This is a genomic window from Marivibrio halodurans (genome assembly GCF_017963645.1).
Taxonomy (GTDB): Bacteria; Pseudomonadota; Alphaproteobacteria; order UBA8366; family Aestuariispiraceae; genus Marivibrio; species Marivibrio halodurans.
Genome location: NZ_JAGMWN010000002.1, coordinates 41,169 through 61,216, shown reverse-complemented (window position 1 = coordinate 61,216; position 20,048 = coordinate 41,169). Strand labels below are relative to the sequence as shown.

Genomic DNA, 20,048 nt, shown 5'->3' with positions numbered 1-20,048 from the left:
CCCCATGTCCCCCGACAGCCTCACCATAGCCGATAGCGAAACCTTCTTCGTCGATATCGCGGAGACACGCCTGGAATGCGTCCGCCATGCCCCGCCGCGCGACGGGGCCCATGGGGGCGACGCGACTGGGGGCGACACGACCGGGGGCGACTCGGCGGCGCGTCCGACCATCGTGATGCTGCATGAGGGGTTGGGGTCGGTCGCCATGTGGAAGGACTTCCCGGCCGCGCTGGCGACGGAGAGCGGTCACCCCGTGCTGGTCTATTCGCGCCACGGCTATGGCCGGTCCAGCCGGCTCGCCGCGCCGTTCGGCACCGACTACATGCATCGCGAGGCGCTGGAGACCCTGCCAGCGCTGCTCGACCGGCTCGGCATCGAGAGCCCGATCCTGTTCGGCCATTCGGACGGCGCCTCGATCGCGTTGATCCACGCGGGCGGGGCGGGGCGCGCGGTCGCCGGGCTGATCCTGGAGGCGCCGCATGTCTTCGTCGAGGATCTCACCATCACCTCCATCGAACAGGCGAAGACCGCCTTCCAGACCACCGATCTGGTCACCAAGCTCGGCCGCTATCACGACGACGCGGACAGCAGCTTCCGGGGATGGAACGATATCTGGCTGCATCCCGAGTTCCGCGCCTGGAACATCGAGGAGTTCCTGCCCCAGGTCGTCGCCCCCGTGCTGGCGATCCAGGGCGCGGATGACGAGTACGGCACGCTCGACCAACTGGACGCGATCGAACGCGGCGCGACCGGCCGCGTCGAGAAGCTGGTGCTGGAAACCTGCAAGCATTCACCGCACCGCGACCGGCGCGAGGCGGTGCTGAAGGCGGCGGACGATTTCCTGAAGGCGCTTTAGCCCCGGGAGGTCTTGTAAAGAGGCGCCGCGTGCGTCCATCCTTCGCCCGGCCGGGGCGTCGCGCGCCCGCCAAATCAGAAGGACCGATCCGGTTTGAGCGACGTTAGAGCCCTCGACTATCCGCATGCCGCCCCGCCCGCGCCGGCCGAGATGCTGGCCGTCGCGCCGGGCATCCATTGGGTGCGCATGCCGATCCCGCTCGCCCTCGACCACATCAATCTGTGGCTGATCGAGGACGAGGACGCCGACGGCGCCCCGACCTGGACCATCGTGGATAGCGGCTTCGGACATGAGGAGACCAAGCGTCTGTGGCGCCGGCTGTTCGACGGGCCCGCCTCCGGGCGCCGGCCGCACCGGCTGATCTGCACCCATTACCATCCGGATCATTTCGGCCTCGCCGGCTGGCTTGCCCGTGAATACGGCGTCACGACCGAGATGACGGAAGGTGAATGGATCGCCGGCACCCTGTTGCAGCGGCTGGACGACGCCGCCTTCACCGGACCGCAGGACGCGTTCTTCGCGCGCAACGGCCTGTCGACCGACTTGCGCGAGACGCTGCGCGCGGAGGGGAACGAGTTCGCCGCGCGCGTCGATCCGCCGCCGGAGCGCTTCACCCGCATCCGGGATGGGGAGCATCTCTCGATCGGCGGCCGGTCCTGGCATGTCGTCACGGTGGAAGGGCACGCGCCGGAACATGCCTGCCTGCATTGCCCCGACCTGTCGCTGATGATCTGCGGCGATCAACTGCTGCCGAAGATCACGCCCAACATCTCCGTCTGGTGGTTCAAGGACGGGACGCGGCCGCTCTCCGACTTCCTGCGCAGCCTGGACAGGTTGGAAGCGCTGCTGCCCGCCGACACGCTGATCCTGCCCTCGCACAAGCTGCCCTATCGCGGCGCGCCCCGGCGGATCGACCAGCTTCGCGCGCACCACGCCGAACGGCTGGAGGCGCTGCGCGCGGGCTTGCGGGCACTCGGCCCCGCGCCGGCCGCCGACCTGATCGAGACCCTGTTCGAGCGCAAGCTGGACGCCCAACACATGATCTTCGCCCTGGGCGAGACGGTGGCGCATCTGGAGCATCTTGTGGAAGCCGGCACGGCCGAGGCCAGCCTCGACGCCGACGGCGTGCGGCGCTACGCCCTTACCTGATATCCGACACCCCCTTGCCCGATACCCGACAAACACTGACAGAACCCGGAAAAGAGGCGATGATCGGCCGCTATATCGACGACTTCACGGTGGGCGAAACCTTCACGACGCGGGCGGGCACGCTCGACGAGGCGACGATCATCGCCTTCGCCCAGGACTACGACCCGCAGCAGATCCATACCGACCCGGTCTATGCCGCGGAGCAAGGCCCCTTCGGCCGCGTGATCGCGAGCGGGTTTCAGACGCTCGCCTTCTCCTTCCGGCTCTATCTCGACCTCGGTCATTTCGTGGGCACGGGCCTCGCCGGGCCCGGGATGGACGAAGTCCGCTGGCTGAAGCCGGTCTTCGCGGGCGACGCCCTGACCAGCCGCATGACCGTGCTGGAAGCCCGCCCGTCGCAGAGCAAACCGGACCGTGGCTTCCTGCGCCTGGGCATCGAGGTCAGGAACCAGAACGATGAAACGGTCGCCACATATCAATCCATGACCATGTTGAAGCGGCGGCCCTGAGCGGCCGAAAGGCGGGGGCGATGGGCACGGGCGGTTATGACGCGGTAGTGATCGGCGGTGGGGTGATGGGCGCCGCCGTGGCCTATTTCCTCAAGGGACCGGCCGCCTTCGACGGCACCGTCGCCGTGGTGGAGCGCGATCCGACCTATGCCCTCGGCTCCACCGGGCGCAGCGTCGGGGGCGTACGCCAGCAATTCTCGCTGGCGGAGAATATTCGCCTCTCCCTCTTCGGCGCGGACTTCGTGAAACATGCGGACGAGCATCTGGCGGTGGACGAGGCCGGCGCCGGCATCGTCTTCCGGGAACAGGGCTATCTGTTCCTGGCAAGCGAGGAGGGACTGCCCGCCCTGCGCGAGAATCACGCGCTTCAAACGGCGGAGGGGGCGGCGATCGCCGCCTTCGACCGTGACGGATTGGCCGCGCGCTTCCCCTGGCTGTCGGTCGAGGAGGTGGCCGGCGGCTGCTTCGGGGAGCGGAACGAGGGGTGGCTCGACCCGCATGCGCTGTTGCAGGCCTTCCGCCGCAAGGCGCGCGCGCTGGGCGCCGAGTTCCTCAAGGACGAGGTGACGGGACTGGAGCGCGCGGGCGGGCGGATCGCGGCCGTGCACTGCGCCGAAGCCGGGCGCCTGCCCTGCGCTCACGTCGTGAACGCGGCCGGCCCCGCCGCCGGGCGGATCGCCGCGATGGCGGACATCCACCTGCCCGTCTGGCCGAGGAAGCGCCAGGTCTTCGCCTTCGACTGCCGGGAGGATCTCGCCCACCTGCCGCTGACCGTCGATCCGAGCGGCGTCTATTTCCGGCCGGAGGGCGCGCATTTCATCGGCGGCAAGTCGCCCGACCCGGCGGACGATCCGGAATGCTGGGACGTCGAGGTGGATTATACCCTCTTCGACGAGGTGCTGTGGCCCGCCTGGGCCCGTCGCGTGCCGGCCTTCGAGGCGATCAAGATGATGAATGCCTGGGCCGGGCATTACGAGGTCAACCTGCTCGACCACAACGCCGTCATCGGCCCTCATCCGGAGGTCGGCAATTTCCACTTCGTCAATGGCTTCAGCGGCCACGGCCTGCAACAGGCGCCGGGGGCTGGCCGGGCGATCGCGGAACTGATCACGACGGGCGGGTACCAAACCATCGACCTGACCCGTTTCGGCTACGCCCGGGTGGCGGAAAACCGCCCCTTGCCGGAGCGGGGGATCGTCTGACCCCTCCCTCCTCGAAAATCCCTATTGCGGGGGATTCGAAACGGGCCTATATGCGCGAATGAAGACGCCGGACGCACGGGCCAAGGCGGGGTGGATGAAACCCTGCCGGGCTTTGCACCGACGATAAGGCGTCCTTTTTGGAACCTGCCGGTCACAAGCCGCGCCGCGCCCACCGGGCCGGCCATGGCTGTCACCCCGGTCCGAGAGGGAGCCTTGTCAATGGCTGCGCTGTCCGGCGGCGACCCCGCCGCATCCCCGATCTATTCCCTGGCCGTTACCCCGAATGCGTCCCCGGTCGCGCCGGAGGGACTTTCGAATGCCCCCGACCAGCGCACCAACGACCCGCGCACCAACGACCTCCGCGTCGTGGATGATGCCGGCATCGCGCCGGCCGACGCGATGTCGCCGCACCTCGCCGCCTGGTTCGCGGGCGCCGGGCTCGACCGCGCGCATCTGGCGATCGATCTGGCGGCGGTCGGGGCACGCTACCGGGCGCTCTCCGCCGCGCTCTCCCCGACCCATATCCACTATGCCGTGAAGGCCAATCCGGAGGCGCCCGTCCTGCGCTTGCTGGCCGAGGCCGGCGCCAATTTCGACGTGGCCAGCCGGGGGGAAATCGATATGTGCCTCGCGCTCGGCATCGCGGCCGACCGCCTTTCCTTCGGCAACACGGTCAAGAAACGCGCCGATATCGCCCATGCCTACGCCAAGGGCGTGCGCCTCTTCGCCTTCGATTCAGCCGGGGAGTTGGACAAGCTCGCGGACGCCGCGCCGGGGGCATTGATCTATTGCCGCCTTCTGACCGACGGCGCGGGCGCCGACTGGCCGCTCAGCCGCAAGTTCGGCTGCGCCGACGCGATGGCGGAGGATCTGCTGCGCGCCGCCCATGGGCGCGGCTTCACCGACCTCGGCATCAGCTTCCATGTCGGCTCGCAGCAAACCCGGCTCGCCGCCTGGGACGCGGTGCTCGACCGGGTGGCCGCGCTCTATGACCGGCTGGCGGCGGACGGCATCCACCTGTCGCTGGTCAATATCGGCGGCGGCTTTCCCGCGCGCTATCGCGGCCCCGCGCCCGATCCGATCCGCTATGCCGAGGCCGTCGCGGCCGCCGTCGCCGCCCGGTTCGGCTCGGCCCGCCCCGTCGCCGTGATCGCGGAGCCCGGGCGTGGCCTCGTCGCCGACGCGGGCGTGATCGAGGCCGAGGTGATGCTGGTCGCGGAGAAGGGCGATGGCGATCCGCGCCGCTGGGTCACGCTCGATATCGGCAAGTTCACCGGCTTGGCCGAAACCATGGACGAGGCGATCAAGTACCGCATCCTGACCCCGCATGACGGCGGCCCGACCGGCCCCGTCGTGTTGAGCGGCCCGACCTGCGACAGCGCCGACGTGCTCTACGAGCAGACGGATATCCGCCTGCCGCTCGCGCTCAGGGAGGGGGACCGGGTGTATATCCTCGGCTGCGGCGCCTATACTCAGACCTATTCCAGCGTCGGCTTCAACGGCTTCGATCCGCTGGGATGCAGTTGCGTGTGAGGGAACACCGCCCCGCCCCCCTCCCGCCTCCCACGCCATCAAAGCTTCCATGGCATCCCCCGGCCGCATGCGCTAGCGTCGGCGCCATGATGACGCGTGGAGTTCTTCTCGCCCTGCCCGCCGCCGTGCTCATCGCCAGCGCCCTGCTCGCCGCCGGGGCGACGGCGGCGCGGGCCTTCGATTGGCGGACGGTCGATTTCGGCCGGATCGAGGGGCTGATCGACCTGCGCGAGAGCCCGCATGCCCCATCCGGCCTGATCGCGCGGGTCGAGGGGCGGGGCTGGCGCGCGCTCGCCCTGGAGGACGGCGCGCTGGTCGATGCCGGGGAGGCGCCCTTCATGGGCAAGCTCGCCCCGCCGGAAATCGTTCCCCAGGGACGGGTCGGCGTCGCCCCCGGCATACCGCCCGAGCCGACGAGCGACACCGCGCCCCGCACCCCCAGCGCCGCTTGGTACGAGGGGCCGGTTCGGCGCTACGACCACGCCATATTGGGCGACGCCATCGAGGCGGAAATCCTGCAGGTCGCCTTCGCCGACCGCCGCATCCTGGCGCATCGCCTGGGCCAGGAGCATGTCTTCGAGGATCTGGAGCCACGCATCGTCGATGCCGACGGCGACGGCGATCTGGAGGTGCTGGCGATCCGAACGGACCTGGGGCGTGGCGCGGCGCTCGCGCTCTATGACGCGGAGGCGGACGACCGGGATATGCAGGAGATCGCGGCGACCCAACCCGTCGGCGACCGCGACCGATGGCTGAACCCCGCCGGCATCGCTGATTTCGACGGCGACGGCCGGCCGGAGATCGCCGCCGTCCTGACCCCGCATGGCGAGGGCGTGCTTGTCCATTTCGCCTGGGATGGGGAAAGCGCCCGGATCGTCGAGGAACGCCGGATCGCCGGCTATTCCAACCATGCGGCTGGCAGCACGGCCCTGGACCTCTCCGCCATCCACGATATCGACGGCGATGGACGCCCGGAACTCGTCCTGCCGCGCGAGGATCGCGCGATGGTCGCGATCCTTGCCTTCGAGGATGGCGGCTTCGAGGAAAAGGCCCGGATCGCCAATGGCGGACGGACTATCACGGCCTCGATCGTGACGGTCGATCTCGACCGTGACGGGCGCGTGGAGATCCTCTGGGGCCTGGAAGATGGCGCGATTCGCGGGCTCGCGATCCCGCGATAATACGTGAATCCTGCCGAACAACCCGAATTTTTATATTAGTATCAGACACTTGCCGCGTGTGCGAAAAAGGTTTTTCGGCTTTGCGGAATGCTGCTAGCCTTTCCGCTCAATTGTCCGACAAACGGTCGAACGCAAAGGTCCGACACTGCAAGGGTCCAAGCCCGGGCCGTACCGCCCCGCACCAATCGCACGTGGCGGCGGTGCCCGACGGACCCGCCCGGCGGCGCGGCCGCGATATCGGACCCAAGGGCGGGGATAGAAACAAGATGCTCTACAATCTGCATGACACGCGTGCGCGGGCGATGGTCCCCATGCGCCTGATGGCGGAGGCAACGCGCCTCGCCTTTCTCAATCCGTTCCAACCGCTGAGCTATACGCCCTTCGGCCGGATGATGGCCTCGGCCTCCACGGTGATGGAAGGGTTGCTGACCGAGCGGGAGAAGCCGGAATGGGGCCTGCCCCTCACCCATATCGACGGCGAGGCCGTGCCCATCGCGATCGAGACCGTGGAGTCCAAGCCCTTCTGCGACCTGCTGCATTTCAAGCGTATCGGGGACCGGGCCAAGCGCCTGAACGATCCCGCGATCCTGCTGGTCGCGCCGATGTCGGGCCACCACGCGACGCTGCTGCGCGGCACGGTGGAGGCGCTGCTTCCCGATCATGAGGTCTATATCACCGATTGGATCGATGCCCGTCTGGTGCCGGAGGAGGAGGGGCGCTTCGGCCTCGACACCTATATCGACTACGTCATGGATTTCATGCGCACGGTGTCCGAACGCGACGGCAAGGGCACGATCAAGCCCTTCCACGCCATGGCGGTCTGTCAGCCGGCGCCGGCGGTGCTGGCGGCGACGGCGGTGCTGGCGGAGGAGCGCTCCCCCTATGCGCCGGCCGGCATGATCCTGATGGGCGGGCCGATCGATACCCGCGCCAACGCCACCATCGTCACCCAGGCGGCCGAGAACCGGCCGATCGCCTGGTTCGACTATAACGCCATCCACCGGGTCCCGCCGCGCTTCCCCGGCGCCAATCGGCCGGTCTATCCGGGGTTCCTGCAATTACGCGCCTTCATGGCGATGAACCCGGCGCGTCATACCGGCGCGCATTGGAACATGTTCCGCCATCTGGTTCGCGGCGACGGGGAATCGGCGGACAAGACGGCCGCCTTCTATGACGAATACATGGCCGTGATGGACACGCCCGCCGATTTCTACCTCGAAACGGTGGACCACGTCTTCAAGCGCCACAGCCTGCCCAAGGGTGAGTTCACCCATCACGGCCGCCCGGTGCGCCCGCAGACCATCACCGACACGGCGTTGATGACGATCGAGGGCGAACTCGACGATATCTCCGCCCCCGGCCAGACCGAGGCGGCGCACGCTCTCTGCCCCATGATCCCGAAGGAGCGGCAGCGCCATCTGCTGCAGGAAGGGGTCGGCCATTACGGCATCTTCAACGGCCGCAAATGGCGCGAGCGGATCAAACCCCAGATCGCGGAGTTCATCCGGGAAACCCTCTAAGGCGGCGCGAGGGGACGCGGACGCGCCCCCTCGTTCCCCATTACGCGGCCGACAAATCCTCCCCGGCCAGCGCCCGGTCGATCAACGCGATCGTCTCCGACAGGCCATAGAGGGCGAAGAAGCTGCCCATCCGCGGCCCCTGATCCTGGCCCAGAAGGATCTGGTAGAGCGCCTTGAACCAGTCGCGCAGGTTCTCGTAGGCGTGGGCCTTGCCGATCTCGTAGACCTGGGTCTGGATAGCCTCCGCATCGGCATCCGCCGGCATGTCGGCCAACGCCGCGCGCAGCGCCGTCAGCGCCGCGCGATCCGTCTCGTCCGGCGCCTTATAGGCCTTATGCGGCTTCACGAAATCCTGGTAGTAGCGGATGGCGTGGCCGACCAGCCGGTCGAGATAGGGGTCGCTGTCCGGGCTCGCGTCCGAGGCATAGCGGCTGATGAAGCCCCAGAGAACCGCCTTGTCCTCCGTGTTGCAGACGGCGGCCAGGTTCAACAGGATCGAGAAGGACAGCTTCGGACGCTCCACCGGTGGCTTGCCCTCGTGGATGTGCCAGACCGGGTTCTCCAACTGCTTGGCCGGTTCCTCCTCCCCGATCTTGGAGAGGAAGGTCAGATAATCGTCCACGTTCTTCGGGATGACGTCGAAATAGAGCTTCTTCGCCGTCTTCGGCTTCTGGAACATGAAGAGCGACAGGCTCTCGTTCGGGCCGTAGGCGAGCCAATCGTCCATCGACAGGCCATTGCCCTTGGACTTGGAGATCTTCTCACCCTTGTCGTCCAGGAACAGCTCGTAGGTCAGCGTCTCCGGCGACCGGCCACCCAGCGCCTGGCAGATGCGCGTCGAAAGGCGGACGGAATCGATCAAATCCTTGCCCGACATCTCGTAATCGACGCCAAGCGCCGCCCAGCGCATGCCCCAGTCCGGCTTCCATTGCAGCTTGCAGCGCCCGCCGGTGACCGGCGTCTCGACCTCCTCCCCGTCCTCGCGGCGATAGACGATCGTGCCCTTGGCCGCATCCGTGGCGATGACGGGCACCTGATAGACCTCGTCCGTCGCCGGATCGACCGGCAGGAAGGGGGAATAGGTCGCGCGGCGTTCGTCCCGCAGGCTGGGCAGCATGATCTTCTGCACCGCCTCGTATTCCTCCAGCACGCGGATCAGCGCATCGTCGAAGCGCCCGGAGAAGTAATAGTCGGTGGAACTCGCGAACTCGTACTCGAACCCGAACCCGTCGAGGAAGGCGCGCAGGCGCGCATTGTTGTGATGGCCGAAGCTGTCATGCGTGCCGAAGGGATCGGGCACCTTGGTCAGGCGCTTGCCGAGCGCGGCCTGGAGCGTGTCCTTGTTGGGCACGTTGTCCGGCACCTTGCGCAGCCCGTCCATGTCGTCGGAGAAGGCCAGCAGCTTGGTCGGAATATCGCTCATCAGCTCGAAGGCGCGGCGCACCATGGTGGTGCGCAGCACCTCCCCGAAGGTGCCGATATGCGGCAGGCCGGACGGGCCGTAGCCGGTTTCGAACAGGATATAGCCCTTTTCGGGCGGCGCGCTCTCATAGCGTTTGAGGATCTTGCGGGCCTCCTCGAACGGCCACGCCTTCGCCTCCAACGCCAATTCCCCGAGAGTGCTCATCTTCCTGTTTCCCATGCATGAACGAAATGGCCCGAAAGCCCCGGAAAAGCGGGCCAGACACTAGGCGCGGGCGGGCCGCGCGTCAACTCGGCCGCGATGCCTTACACCATGCGCGATCGCTTGAAGCGAGCGACGGAATCACGCCCAATGCGCGGGCAATGAGCACCCCGTCCCACATCCGCGTCGCCCTGCCCGCCGCGCCCGCGCTCGTCGCCGGCATGCGGGAGGCCGCCTGGCTTTCCGAGGAAGGGGAGATCGAGCGGCTGTCGCTGAAGGAGGCCGGGCGCCGTCTGCGCCGGGCGGAGGCCTGTTATCTCGTCCATGCGGGCGCGACGGCGGCGCGGCTGGGGGTGGAGCGGCCGACGCGCGGCTTCGATCTGCTGGAGCTGTTCGCCTTCGTCCGACCCGCGCGTTTCTGCGTGCCGACCCCGCGCGGTCTGGCCGAGGCGCTTTCCCTGCCCATGCCGGAGAGCCTGGAGGACGCGCCGACGGGCCTGTTGCGCGCGGCGCATGGGCTGCTGACCACCCTTGGCCGCGAGGCCGGGGAGGATAACCAGGCCCCGCGTATCGCCGGCGCCATGGCGCGCGGCGGCTGGATCTGGGGACCGGCGGTGCTGAGCGCGCTCGGCGAGAGCGAGGAAGCCGTGATGACCCGCGCGGCGGCCAGCGGCCTCGACGTCTGGCGCCGCCTCAAGGAATGGTCGGAACAGGCGCCGCCGCCGCCGGCCGGCGACCACGGCATCGACCCGTCGGACGCGCGCCGGCGGCTCGCCGAACTGCTGGGGGACGGGGCGGAGGAACGGCCGGGGCAGGCCGACTACGCCTCCGCCGTTTCCGCCGCCTTCGCGCCGAAAATGACGGAGGGCCATCCCAACATGGTCCTGGCGGAGGCCGGGACGGGCGTCGGCAAGACGCTCGGCTATATCGCCCCGGCCAGCCTGTGGGCGGAGCGGAACGAGGCGCCGGTCTGGCTCTCCACCTATACCCGCAACCTGCAACATCAGATCGACCGGGAGCTGGACCGCCTCTATCCGGAGGAGGAAGAGAAGCGGCAACGCGTCGTCGTGCGCAAGGGGCGGGAGAATTACCTCTGTCTCCTGAACCTGGAGGAGGCGGCGGCCGGCGTGCAGGTGAACGGGGCGGACGCCGTCCCGCTCGGCCTGATGGCGCGCTGGGCGGGGGCGACGCGCGACGGCGACATGACCGGCGGCGATTTCCCGAGTTGGCTGACCGACCTGCTCGGCCCGCGCCGGACCAGCGGGCTGACCGACCGGCGGGGGGAATGCATCTTCACCGCCTGCCAGCACTACAAGAAATGCTATATCGAATCCGGCATCCGGAAGGCCCGGCGCGCCGACCTCGTCGTCGCCAACCATGCCCTGGTGATGGTGCAGGCCGCGCGCGGGCAACTCGACCTCGGGGGGCGGACGACACGGCTCGTCTTCGACGAGGGACATCATGTCTTCGACGCCGCCGACAGTGCCTTCTCGGCCTATCTTTCGGGGTTGGAGACGGCGGAACTGCGCCGCTGGCTGCGCGGCCACGAAGGCCGTAGCCGGGGCCGCGCGCGCGGGCTGAAGGCGCGGGCGGAGGATCTGCTGGGCGGCGGGGAGGCCGCGGCCGAGGCGCTGGAACAGGTGCTGGACGCCGCCCACGCGCTGCCGGGCGACGGGTGGATGGCGCGCCTCGCGGAATCCCGGCCGCAAGGGGCGGGGGAAAGCTTCCTGGCCGCGCTTCACGCACTGGTTTACGCCCGCGCCCATGGGCGCGACGGCCCCTATGGCCTGGAGATCGAGGCGGCGGAGGTCGGCGAGCCCGTGCTGGAGACCGCCCGCGCATTGAAACAGAAACTCGACCGGCTGATTCAGCCGGCGGAGCGTTTGGCGGCCCTCCTCCACGGCCGGCTCGACGAGGAGGCGGACGATCTCGACGGCGCGACGCGGGTGCGGATCGAGCAGGTCTGCCGCTCGCTCAAGCATCGGTTGGTGGATACCGTCAAGGCGTGGAGCGACATGCTGCTGGCGCTCGACGGGGAAACACCGGCCGCCTTCGTCGATTGGTTCGCGGTCGAACGGATCGACGGGCGCGATATCGATGTCGGCATGCGCCGCCATTGGGTGGACCCGACCCTGCCCTTCGCGGAGACGGTGGCGGCACCGTCGCACGGGCTGCTCGTCACCTCCGCGACGTTGACCGACGGCTCCGGCGACGCGGAGAGCGAATGGCGCTCCGCCGAGGCGCGCACAGGCGCCGTCCATCTGCCCGAAGGCGCGATCCGGGCGCGCGCGCCCTCGCCCTTCGACTATCCGAACCATACCCGCGTCTTCGTCGTGAACGACGTGCGCAAGGACGATCTCGACCTCGTGGCCGCGGCCTATCGGGAACTGTTCAAGGCTTCCGGCGGCGGGGCGCTCGGCCTGTTCACCGCGATCAGCCGGTTGCGCGGGGTGCATCGGCGCATCGCCGGGCCGCTGGACGAGGCGGGGCTGACCCTGCTGGGCCAGCATGTGGACGCGCTGAACCTGCCGACCCTGATCGAGATTTTCCGGGCTGAGCGCGACAGTTGCCTGCTCGGCACCGACGCGGTGCGCGACGGGGTGGATGTGCCGGGGGAGAGCCTGCGCCTCATCGTCTTCGACCGGGTACCCTGGCCCCGCCCGACGATCCTGCACAAGGCCCGGCGCAAGCATTTCGGCGCGCGCGCCTATGACGACGCGCTGACGCGTCTCAAGCTGAAGCAGGCCTTCGGCCGCCTTGTCCGGCAGCAGGAGGATCGCGGTGTCTTCGTCCTGCTCGACCCCATGATGCCGACCCGCCTGACCGGCGCCTTCCCGGAAGGCGTGGAGGTTCAGCGCGTCGGCCTGCGCGAGGCGGTGCGGGGCACGCGGGAATTCCTGACGGGATAGCCCGAGTCCCGCCCCGTCTTCTCCTGAAAAGAAAAATCCCGAAAAGAAAAACGGGGAAGCGATCCGAAGGGCCGCTTCCCCGTCTTATTTTCTCACTGTCGCGGACGCCGGTGGCACCGGCGCCGTCGCGGCCGGCCGGGACCTCAGTGCTTGACGCTGGCCCAGGTCCGGCGCTTCACCGCGATCAGGATACCGGTGAAGATCGCAAGGAAGATCAGCACCTTGACGCCGGTCTGCTTGCGCGCCTCCAGCCGGGGCTCCGCCGCCCAGGCCAGGAAGGTCGAGACGTCGCGCGCCTGCTGGTCGACCGTGGCCTCGGTGCCGTCCTCGTACTCGACCCCATCGGGATAGAGCGGGGGCGGCATGCCGATCGCGCCGCTGCCCATGAACTTGTTGTAGTACTGCCCGGGCAGGAGATTGACGTCCTCCGGCGGGTCGACATAGCCCTCGGCCAGCAGGCCGTGGACATAGTCCGCGCCCGAGGAATAGCCCCGCACCTGAAGCATCGCCAGGAAGTTCTCGCCGATCGAGCCGAAGCCGTGGGCCCGGTTCTTGATGATCAGCGAGAGGTCCGGCGGATGCGCGCCGCCATTGGCGGCACGGGCCGCGGCCTCGTTCGGGAAGGGCTCGACGAAATGGTCCGACGGCTCGGCCGGTCGCATATACATCTCGCCCTGATCGTTCGGGCCGTCCTCGACCTGATACTGGGCGGCGAACTCCGCCACCTGATCCTCGGTATAGCCGAGGCCCGTCAGGTCCCGGTAGTAGAGCTGACCCAGGCCATGACAGCTGGCGCAAACCTGGCTGTAGACCTGAAGCCCGCGCTGGGCCGACGCCCGGTCGAAGGTGCCGAAGGGGCCGGTCCAGGACCAGTCAAGCTCCGGCGGGTGCTCCGCCTCGCCGGCCGCCAGGGCCCGGTCCGTCATGCCCGAGAGCGCGATCGTGCCCGCGACCGCCGCCGTCGCGACGCCGAGAGCGAAGCCTTTCAGGGTGATGGCCATTACGACTTCTCCATCTTCGCGGTCGTGGCGCCGCCCTTCAACACGGGCTCGGAAATGCTGGCGGGAAGCGGACGCGGACGCTCGATCCAGCCGATGATCGGAGTCAGCACGATAAACGCGAAGAAGTAGAACAGCGTCGACCACTGCGCGATCGAGACATAGGGCTCCTCCGCCGGCTTGCCGCCGACCCATCCCAGGATGACGAAGTCGATCAGCACCGCGATCACCAGCCACTTGTGGATCGGACGATAGCGGTTCGAGCGCACCTTCGAGGTATCGAGCCAGGGCAGAACCGCCAGCACGATCAGCGAGCCGAACATCGCCAGCACGCCGGCCAGCTTCGCCGTCATCAGCCAGCTCAGGAACCAGCTGAAGAACCACCAGTCATCGGTGAAGGACCGCAGGATCGCGTAGAACGGCAGGAAGTACCATTCCGGCACGATATGCGCCGGGGTCACCAGCGGGTTCGCCTCGATGTAGTTGTCCGGGTGGCCCATATAGTTGGGCGCGAAGAACACGAAGAAGGCGAAGATCAGCAGGAAGACGCCCAGCCCGACCGAATCCTTGGCCGTGAAGTAGGGGTGGAACGGCACCGTGTCCTGCGGGCCGCGCACGTCGATCCCGTCCGGGTTGTTGGACTTGGTCACATGCAGCGCGACCACGTGCAGGATGACCACGCCCAGGATCAGGAACGGGAACAGATAGTGCAGGGCGAAGAAGCGGTTCAGCGTCGGATTATCGACCGAGAAGCCGCCCCACAGCCAGGTCACGATGTTCTCGCCCACCAAGGGGATGGCCGAGAACAGGTTGGTGATGACCGTGGCGCCCCAGAAGCTCATCTGGCCCCAGGGCAGCACATAGCCCATGAAGGCCGTGCCCATCATCAGGACCAGGATGACGACGCCCAGGATCCAGAGCAGTTCGCGCGGCTGCTTGTAGGAGCCGTAATAATATCCCCGGAAGATATGGACATAGACGACGATGAAGAACATCGACGCCCCGTTCATGTGGATATAGCGCAGGAGCCAGCCGAAATTGACGTCGCGCATGATGCGCTCGACGGAATCGAAGGCGTGCTCGGTATGCGCGGTGTACTGCATGGCCAGCATGATTCCGGTCAGGATCATGGTGATCAGCACCACCATGGCCAGCGCGCCGAAGTTCCAGAAGTAGTTCAGGTTCTTCGGCATCGGGAAGGTGCCGTATTCGGCGTGCATGTAGCTGAAGACCGGCAGGCGCGAGTCGACCCAGCGCACCACCGGATTCTTGAAGCTCGGAGCGGAATGGCTGCTCATCTGGCTATCCCCTTACCCGATAAGGACGGACGTGTCCGACGTGAACTCATAGCCCGGAACATGGAGATTCTCGGGCGCCGGCCCCTTACGGATGCGGCCGGACGTGTCGTAGTGCGACCCGTGGCAAGGGCAGAACCAGCCACCGAAATCGCCCTTCGGCTCGCCCTGCTTCTGGCCGAGCGGCACGCAACCGAGGTGCGTGCACACGCCGACCATGACGAGCCAGGGGGCCTGCTGCACCCGCTCCTCGTCCGCCTGCGGATCGGGCAGGGACGCGATATCGACGGAGCGCGCGGCCTCGATCTCCTCCTCCGTGCGGTGGCGGATGAAGACCGGCTTGCCGCGCCAGGTGATGGTGATCGCCTGACCGACCTCGACCGGGCTCAGATCGACCTCGGTGGAAGCGAGCGCGAGCACGTCGCGCGCCGGGTTCATCGAATCGATCACCGGCCAGAGAAACGCGCCGGCACCGACGGCACCGGTCGCGATGGCGAGATAATTCAGAAAGTCGCGGCGGCCGGTCTTTTCCTCGTCACCGCCGCTCGACTGCGTCGCGTCAGCCATCGTCGTCCCCTTGATACATGCCTCGTCGCGCACGGTCGTCCGCCCCGCGCGCCGGATCCTGATAGTAGACCCCATGTTCACGACGACGGGTGCATTTGCGACAACACGCCGCAACGCGACACACGGATAGAGGCGCCGATCACGATCCCGTCCATGATCGCGCACGCGAGGCCCCCGTCCCCGAAACGCGGCACGTATACTTGATTGAACGGGGCTTGCAAAGTCGCCTGTGCGGGCGCATGAGCCCGAATACCATGCGCCAAATGCCGCAGCTCGCCCTCTACCAGCCGGATATCCCTCAAAATGCCGGCGCGATCCTCCGCCTCGCCGCCTGCATGGGCGTCGATCTGTCGGTGATCGAACCGGCCGGATTCGTCTGGTCGGACGCGCGGATGAAGCGCGCGGGCCTCGACTATATCGCCAAGGCGCATCTGACGCGCCACGCCGGTTGGGATGCCTTCCGGGCGGCGCATGCGGACCGCCGCCTGCTGCTTTTCACCACCGCCGGCACAACCGCCTATACCGACTTCGCCTTCGCGCCGGGGGACGTCCTGCTGTTCGGACGGGAGAGCGCGGGCGTGCCGGGGGCGGTCCACGACGCGGTCGATGCGCGCCTTCTGATTCCGATGCGTGCCGGCCTGCGATCCCTCAATGTCGCGCAATGCGCGGCGATGGCGTTGGGCGAGACCTTGCGCCAGACGCAATGCTTTCCCGACCCCGGCGAAGCGGACTAAGCTCGCGCCCATGGTTAATACCGGTATGAAGGATAGAAGCGCGCCCGAGACGGCGAGCCCCTTGCCCGACGCGGCGACGCTGGCCCACCGGCAGGAGCGTGCGCGCGACTGGTTCCGCGATCTGCGCGACCGGATTTGCGCCGCCTTCGAGGCGATCGAGACCGACCTCGATCCCGATCGACCTCATGCCGACCTCGCCCCCGGCCGCTTCGCGCGCAAGCCGTGGAACCGCGCCGACGAGGCCCCGGAGGGCGGCGGCCCGAATCCCGACCTGGGCGGCGGCGGGGAGATGTCGATCCTGCGCGGCGGGCGGGTATTCGAGAAGGTGGGCGTCAACATCTCGACCGTGCACGGCCATTTCTCGCCCCAGTTCGCGAAGGAGATTCCGGGCGCGGCGCGCTCGGACGGGCGGTTCTGGGCGGCGGGCATTTCGCTGGTCGCGCATATGCGCAGCCCCCGCGTCCCGGCCGTCCACATGAACACCCGCATGATCGTGACCGGCCGAAGCTGGTTCGGCGGCGGCGCCGACCTCAATCCCATGGTGGAGGTCCCGACCGACACGGCCGATTTCCACGCCGCCTTCAAGACCGCCTGCGACCGGCACGATCCCGGCTACTACCCCCGCTTCAAGGAATGGTGCGACGAGTATTTCTTCATCAAGCACCGGGGCGAGGCGCGCGGCGTCGGCGGCATCTTCTATGATTATCTGGACAGCGGCGATTGGGAGGATGATTTCGCCTTCACCCGCGATGTGGGAGAGGCTTTCCTCGATATCTATCCGGCCCTGGTGCGCCGCCGCATGCAGGAGCCCTGGACCGACGCGGAGCGTGAGTGGCAGTTGGAGAAGCGCGGCCGCTATGCCGAATTCAATCTGGTCTACGACCGGGGCACGCGCTTCGGCCTGATGACCGGGGGCAATCCGGAAGCGGTCCTGATGTCCCTGCCGCCGGAGGCGAAATGGCCATGAGCACGCAAACCTTCGACAACCGCCCGATCTATCACCTCGCCAAGGCCGACGCCTGGGCCCAGGCCCTGGCCGAGCGCCGCTACGAGGGGGTGGCGGCCGACCGGGCGGACGGATTCCTGCATTTCTCCACCGCCGAGCAGATCGCGGAAAGCGCCCGGCGCCACCGCGCGGGCGAGCCGGACCTGATGCTGTTGACCGTCGACCCGGCCAGGCTCGACCCCGATACGTTGAAATGGGAAACCTCGCGCGGGGGGAAACTCTTTCCCCATATATACGGCACGGTCCCGCTGGAGGCCGTGGTCTCCCTCGACCCGCTGCCGCTGGGCGCGGACGGCGTGCACATCTTTCCCGACCCCCTGCCCGGCCTGACGGCGGGTTGAAACGGACGGGACGAGGGCGGAACGGGAACGCGCCATGACCATCGCGAACTGCCTTGCGCCCCTGGCGCTGCCGGTGCTGCGCCGTTTCGACGCGGAGACGGCGCACGGCCTGACGATCAAGGCGCTCAAGGCCGGGCTGGGGCCGACGGCGCGCGCCGACCGGCATCCTTCCCTGGCGGTCGAGGCCTTCGGCCTGCGCTTTCCCAATCCGGTGGGGTTGAGCGCCGGATTCGACAAGAATGCCGAGGTGCCGGGCCCGATGCTGCGCGCCGGGTTCGGCTTCGTGGAGATCGGCACGGTCACCCCGCGCCCCCAGCCCGGCAATCCGCGCCCGCGCATCTTCCGCCTGCCGGCCGACCGGGCGGTGATCAACCGCCTGGGTTTCAATAACGAGGGGGCGGAGGCCGCGCGCCGGCGCCTCGACATCTTCCGGGCCGAGGGGCCGGCGGGGCTCCTCGGCGTCAATCTGGGAAAGAACAAGGACAGCGAGGACGCCGCCGCCGACTATCGCATCGGGGCGGAGACGCTGGCGGAATTCGCCGATTACCTCGTCATCAACGTTTCCAGCCCCAACACGCCGGGCTTGCGCGCGCTGCAGTCGATCCATGAACTTTCCCGCCTGGTCGAGGCGGTGCGCGACGCCCGCGACCGGGTGGTCACCGGCCGTCCCGCGCCCGCGATCCTGGTCAAGATCGCGCCCGATCTGGAGACGGCGGACGAGGAAGCGATCGCGCGCTTCGCCTCGGAGGGGGGGTGCGACGGGCTGATCATCTCCAACACCACGATCAACCGGCCGGACGATTTGCGGGAGACACGGCTGGCGAAGGAGACGGGCGGGCTCAGCGGCCGCCCGCTGTTCGCGCCCTCGACCGAGCGACTCGCGCGGATGGCACGGCTGACGCAAGGGCGCGTGCCGCTGGTCGGCGTCGGCGGCATCGGCGGACCGGCGGACGCGCGCGCCAAGCTGGAGGCCGGCGCGACGCTGGTGCAGCTCTACAGCGCGCTGGTCTATGAGGGGCCGGGGCTCGTGCCGCGCATCCTGGATGGCCTCGCCGGTTACCGGACATGATGATGCCTCCGCGGAACCATCACGTTCCAGGCATCCGCATTCAGTATTTATTGATATCCGGCTTGTCGTCGACGCTGCGTTTGAAGAAGCGTTTGATCAGGTAGACTTCGGCCACCGACAAGACACCGTATGCGATCGCCATGTCGTGCCAGTCGTCCAGCAGAAGCGCCTCTTCGTACCAGATCTCCGTCTCCGCGAAGACCAACACGGCGAGCGTCAACGCCGCCGCGCCGAGCGCCAGGGCGAAGAAGTTCAATCCGACGAGGAGATCCAAGGCGATCAATGCGATGCCGAGGATGATCCAGACTTCGTAGCGGAAGACCCAATAGTCGATCGTATCGATCATGCGCCCTCCCGGGGCGTGTTGGTGGCGCCTTCGACCGCCCCGTCCCGACCTGTCCTCGCTCCGCCGGCGGCGCCACGCGAAAACGTGTCGGCCAACATCTGCAGGGCCCCGAAGGCCGCGGTCACGTCCGTCGGCACGACGATGGTCTTTGCGTTGTCGGCGGAAGCGACCTTGCCGAGCGCGTCGACCTGACGTTTCATGATCTCGAAGTCGATGGCGGGCTGGCCGTTATCCGCGATCGCGGTGGCGATCAGCCGGGTTTGTTCCGCATCGGCCTCGGCCTGCACCTTGACGGAGTAGGCTTCCGCATCGGCGGTGATCCGCACGGCTTCGGCCTCCTTCTGCGCCTCGTAGAGCTTGGCCTCGGCGGCAAGCTCGACCGAGCGTTTCTGGCCTTCGGCGACGGCGATCGCCGCGCGGCGTTGGCGTTCGGCCACGAGTTGCTGGCGCTGAGCCTCCTTGGTCTGCTCGTCGACGATGACGTCGGTGATCTCCGTACGGGTGATCTCAATGCCCCAGACCTTCGCGGCATCGTGCAGATTGCTGGCGATCTCCGCATTCATCGAATCGCGGGATGATTGCAATTCGTCCAATTCCAGCTTGCCGGCGGCCGACCGGACGATCGATGTGGCGGCCGTATAGATCGCCTGATCGATATTGCGAATCCGGTAGACGCTCGCGGCGGGCTCCGTTACTCGAAAGAAGACCGTCGATTCCAGCCGCACTTCCACGTTGTCGCGCGTGATGACGGAGATCGTGAACTCCGGCAATTGCCGCTCGAGGATTGAAACCTGGTGCGCGACACGATCGAGAAAGGGAACAATGAAATTAAGGCCCGGGACGAGTGTCTTCGTGTACTTCCCGAAACGCTCGATCACGTACTCCTCGCTCTGCGGGACGACCTTCACCCCCTTCAGGACGAGAAGGATCGCGAATATCAGTACGAGAAGCGCGACGATACCGCTAAGGCCCTCGCTGATCAGCGCGTTCAGTTGGAACTCCATGGCTTCAAATCATCTCCACGCTCGGGCAGCACGCCCCTTTGATGTTTTCAAGTGAGATTTACCACCCAAAACAACCCGCATGCCAGCGGCAAGATACCGAGAAGGCTTCGCTCTCGCCCGCGTCTAGCCTTCGCGCTCTTTTCCAAGTATGACGGAAAGACGACGCTTGGCGCGCATTCGGCGTGTCGGCTTCGCGGGGGGCAAG

At 67.6% G+C, this 20,048-nt stretch carries 18 protein-coding genes; 12 read left to right on the top strand and 6 right to left on the bottom strand.

The window, feature by feature from the left end:
• Positions 1-4: 4 nt before the first annotated feature.
• The 7 genes from KAJ83_RS04755 (at position 5) to KAJ83_RS04725 (ending at position 7,950) form a co-directional block, all read left to right on the top strand.
• Positions 5-856, top strand: coding sequence for an alpha/beta fold hydrolase (locus tag KAJ83_RS04755; RefSeq protein WP_210680892.1), 852 nt, complete (start codon positions 5-7; stop codon positions 854-856).
• 93 nt (positions 857-949) lie between these two features.
• On the top strand, positions 950-2,005 hold the full coding sequence (locus KAJ83_RS04750; protein WP_246484253.1) for an MBL fold metallo-hydrolase: 1,056 nt from the start codon (positions 950-952) through the stop codon (positions 2,003-2,005).
• A gap of 59 nt (positions 2,006-2,064) precedes the next feature.
• Positions 2,065-2,514: a MaoC family dehydratase gene (locus tag KAJ83_RS04745; RefSeq protein ID WP_246484252.1), complete on the top strand. Its 450-nt coding sequence runs from the start codon at positions 2,065-2,067 to the stop codon at positions 2,512-2,514.
• Between the two features lie 20 nt (positions 2,515-2,534).
• Positions 2,535-3,716: an NAD(P)/FAD-dependent oxidoreductase gene (locus KAJ83_RS04740; RefSeq protein WP_210680891.1), complete on the top strand. Its 1,182-nt coding sequence runs from the start codon at positions 2,535-2,537 to the stop codon at positions 3,714-3,716.
• Between the two features lie 219 nt (positions 3,717-3,935).
• Positions 3,936-5,249: a type III PLP-dependent enzyme gene (locus KAJ83_RS04735; protein ID WP_246484251.1), complete on the top strand. Its 1,314-nt coding sequence runs from the start codon at positions 3,936-3,938 to the stop codon at positions 5,247-5,249.
• 86 nt (positions 5,250-5,335) lie between these two features.
• Entirely contained in the window at positions 5,336-6,430 is a 1,095-nt protein-coding gene (locus KAJ83_RS04730) for an FG-GAP repeat domain-containing protein (RefSeq protein WP_210680890.1), read from the top strand.
• 266 nt (positions 6,431-6,696) lie between these two features.
• Entirely contained in the window at positions 6,697-7,950 is a 1,254-nt protein-coding gene (locus KAJ83_RS04725; protein ID WP_210680889.1) for a polyhydroxyalkanoate depolymerase, read from the top strand.
• Between the two features lie 40 nt (positions 7,951-7,990).
• On the opposite strand, the gene KAJ83_RS04720 is transcribed toward KAJ83_RS04725, so the two are convergent.
• Positions 7,991-9,577: a lysine--tRNA ligase gene (locus tag KAJ83_RS04720; protein WP_210680888.1), complete on the bottom strand. Its 1,587-nt coding sequence runs from the start codon at positions 9,575-9,577 to the stop codon at positions 7,991-7,993.
• Positions 9,578-9,735: 158 nt separating this feature from the next.
• Between KAJ83_RS04720 and KAJ83_RS04715 the strand changes: the two genes are divergently transcribed.
• On the top strand, positions 9,736-12,483 hold the full coding sequence (locus KAJ83_RS04715; RefSeq protein ID WP_210680887.1) for an ATP-dependent DNA helicase: 2,748 nt from the start codon (positions 9,736-9,738) through the stop codon (positions 12,481-12,483).
• Positions 12,484-12,626: 143 nt separating this feature from the next.
• On the opposite strand, the gene KAJ83_RS04710 is transcribed toward KAJ83_RS04715, so the two are convergent.
• Genes KAJ83_RS04710 through petA form a run of 3 tightly spaced genes read right to left on the bottom strand, consistent with a single transcriptional unit; the run spans position 12,627 to position 15,343 of the window.
• Positions 12,627-13,484 carry a cytochrome c1 gene (locus KAJ83_RS04710; RefSeq protein WP_210680886.1) on the bottom strand — a complete coding sequence of 286 codons (858 nt, stop codon included), beginning with the start codon at positions 13,482-13,484 and terminating at the stop codon, positions 12,627-12,629.
• Entirely contained in the window at positions 13,484-14,779 is a 1,296-nt protein-coding gene (locus tag KAJ83_RS04705; protein ID WP_210680885.1) for a cytochrome b, read from the bottom strand. The genes KAJ83_RS04710 and KAJ83_RS04705 overlap by 1 nt, the downstream gene beginning before the upstream one ends.
• Positions 14,780-14,791: 12 nt before the next feature.
• Positions 14,792-15,343 carry a ubiquinol-cytochrome c reductase iron-sulfur subunit gene (gene petA / locus KAJ83_RS04700; RefSeq protein ID WP_210680884.1) on the bottom strand — a complete coding sequence of 184 codons (552 nt, stop codon included), beginning with the start codon at positions 15,341-15,343 and terminating at the stop codon, positions 14,792-14,794.
• A gap of 254 nt (positions 15,344-15,597) precedes the next feature.
• Here petA and KAJ83_RS04695 point away from each other — a divergent pair, with 254 nt between their 5' ends.
• Genes KAJ83_RS04695 through KAJ83_RS04680 form a run of 4 tightly spaced genes read left to right on the top strand, consistent with a single transcriptional unit; the run spans position 15,598 to position 18,493 of the window.
• Positions 15,598-16,077, top strand: coding sequence for a tRNA (cytidine(34)-2'-O)-methyltransferase (locus KAJ83_RS04695; RefSeq protein WP_246484250.1), 480 nt, complete (start codon positions 15,598-15,600; stop codon positions 16,075-16,077).
• 25 nt (positions 16,078-16,102) lie between these two features.
• Positions 16,103-17,044, top strand: a complete 942-nt coding sequence (hemF, locus tag KAJ83_RS04690) for an oxygen-dependent coproporphyrinogen oxidase (protein ID WP_210680883.1) — start codon at positions 16,103-16,105, stop codon at positions 17,042-17,044.
• Positions 17,041-17,424 (top strand): DUF952 domain-containing protein, encoded by a 384-nt coding sequence (locus tag KAJ83_RS04685; protein WP_210680882.1) that lies wholly within the window; start codon positions 17,041-17,043, stop codon positions 17,422-17,424. Before hemF ends, KAJ83_RS04685 begins: the two co-directional genes overlap by 4 nt.
• Before the next feature lie 34 nt (positions 17,425-17,458).
• Positions 17,459-18,493, top strand: a complete 1,035-nt coding sequence (locus tag KAJ83_RS04680) for a quinone-dependent dihydroorotate dehydrogenase (RefSeq protein WP_210680881.1) — start codon at positions 17,459-17,461, stop codon at positions 18,491-18,493.
• Between the two features lie 40 nt (positions 18,494-18,533).
• Here KAJ83_RS04680 and KAJ83_RS04675 read toward each other — a convergent pair whose 3' ends face one another.
• Both KAJ83_RS04675 and KAJ83_RS04670 read right to left on the bottom strand, forming a co-directional pair.
• On the bottom strand, positions 18,534-18,839 hold the full coding sequence (locus tag KAJ83_RS04675; protein ID WP_210680880.1) for a hypothetical protein: 306 nt from the start codon (positions 18,837-18,839) through the stop codon (positions 18,534-18,536).
• Positions 18,836-19,843 carry an SPFH domain-containing protein gene (locus tag KAJ83_RS04670; RefSeq protein ID WP_246484249.1) on the bottom strand — a complete coding sequence of 336 codons (1,008 nt, stop codon included), beginning with the start codon at positions 19,841-19,843 and terminating at the stop codon, positions 18,836-18,838. The genes KAJ83_RS04675 and KAJ83_RS04670 overlap by 4 nt, the downstream gene beginning before the upstream one ends.
• Positions 19,844-20,048: the final 205 nt, after the last annotated feature.

Bases quoted from the DNA above. Each gene is read 5' to 3' on its own strand.
- KAJ83_RS04755 (WP_210680892.1), top strand. From the start codon at position 5: ATGTCCCCCGACAGCCTCACCATAGCCGATAGCGAAACCTTCTTCGTC.
- KAJ83_RS04745 (WP_246484252.1), top strand. From the start codon at position 2,065: ATGATCGGCCGCTATATCGACGACTTCACGGTGGGCGAAACCTTCACG.
- KAJ83_RS04740 (WP_210680891.1), top strand. From the start codon at position 2,535: ATGGGCACGGGCGGTTATGACGCGGTAGTGATCGGCGGTGGGGTGATG.
- KAJ83_RS04735 (WP_246484251.1), top strand. From the start codon at position 3,936: ATGGCTGCGCTGTCCGGCGGCGACCCCGCCGCATCCCCGATCTATTCC.
- KAJ83_RS04730 (WP_210680890.1), top strand. From the start codon at position 5,336: ATGATGACGCGTGGAGTTCTTCTCGCCCTGCCCGCCGCCGTGCTCATC.
- KAJ83_RS04725 (WP_210680889.1), top strand. From the start codon at position 6,697: ATGCTCTACAATCTGCATGACACGCGTGCGCGGGCGATGGTCCCCATG.
- KAJ83_RS04720 (WP_210680888.1), bottom strand. From the start codon at position 9,577: ATGAGCACTCTCGGGGAATTGGCGTTGGAGGCGAAGGCGTGGCCGTTC.
- KAJ83_RS04715 (WP_210680887.1), top strand. From the start codon at position 9,736: ATGAGCACCCCGTCCCACATCCGCGTCGCCCTGCCCGCCGCGCCCGCG.
- KAJ83_RS04710 (WP_210680886.1), bottom strand. From the start codon at position 13,484: ATGGCCATCACCCTGAAAGGCTTCGCTCTCGGCGTCGCGACGGCGGCG.
- KAJ83_RS04705 (WP_210680885.1), bottom strand. From the start codon at position 14,779: ATGAGCAGCCATTCCGCTCCGAGCTTCAAGAATCCGGTGGTGCGCTGG.
- petA (WP_210680884.1), bottom strand. From the start codon at position 15,343: ATGGCTGACGCGACGCAGTCGAGCGGCGGTGACGAGGAAAAGACCGGC.
- KAJ83_RS04695 (WP_246484250.1), top strand. From the start codon at position 15,598: ATGCGCCAAATGCCGCAGCTCGCCCTCTACCAGCCGGATATCCCTCAA.
- hemF (WP_210680883.1), top strand. From the start codon at position 16,103: ATGAAGGATAGAAGCGCGCCCGAGACGGCGAGCCCCTTGCCCGACGCG.
- KAJ83_RS04685 (WP_210680882.1), top strand. From the start codon at position 17,041: ATGAGCACGCAAACCTTCGACAACCGCCCGATCTATCACCTCGCCAAG.
- KAJ83_RS04680 (WP_210680881.1), top strand. From the start codon at position 17,459: ATGACCATCGCGAACTGCCTTGCGCCCCTGGCGCTGCCGGTGCTGCGC.
- KAJ83_RS04675 (WP_210680880.1), bottom strand. From the start codon at position 18,839: ATGATCGATACGATCGACTATTGGGTCTTCCGCTACGAAGTCTGGATC.
- KAJ83_RS04670 (WP_246484249.1), bottom strand. From the start codon at position 19,843: ATGGAGTTCCAACTGAACGCGCTGATCAGCGAGGGCCTTAGCGGTATC.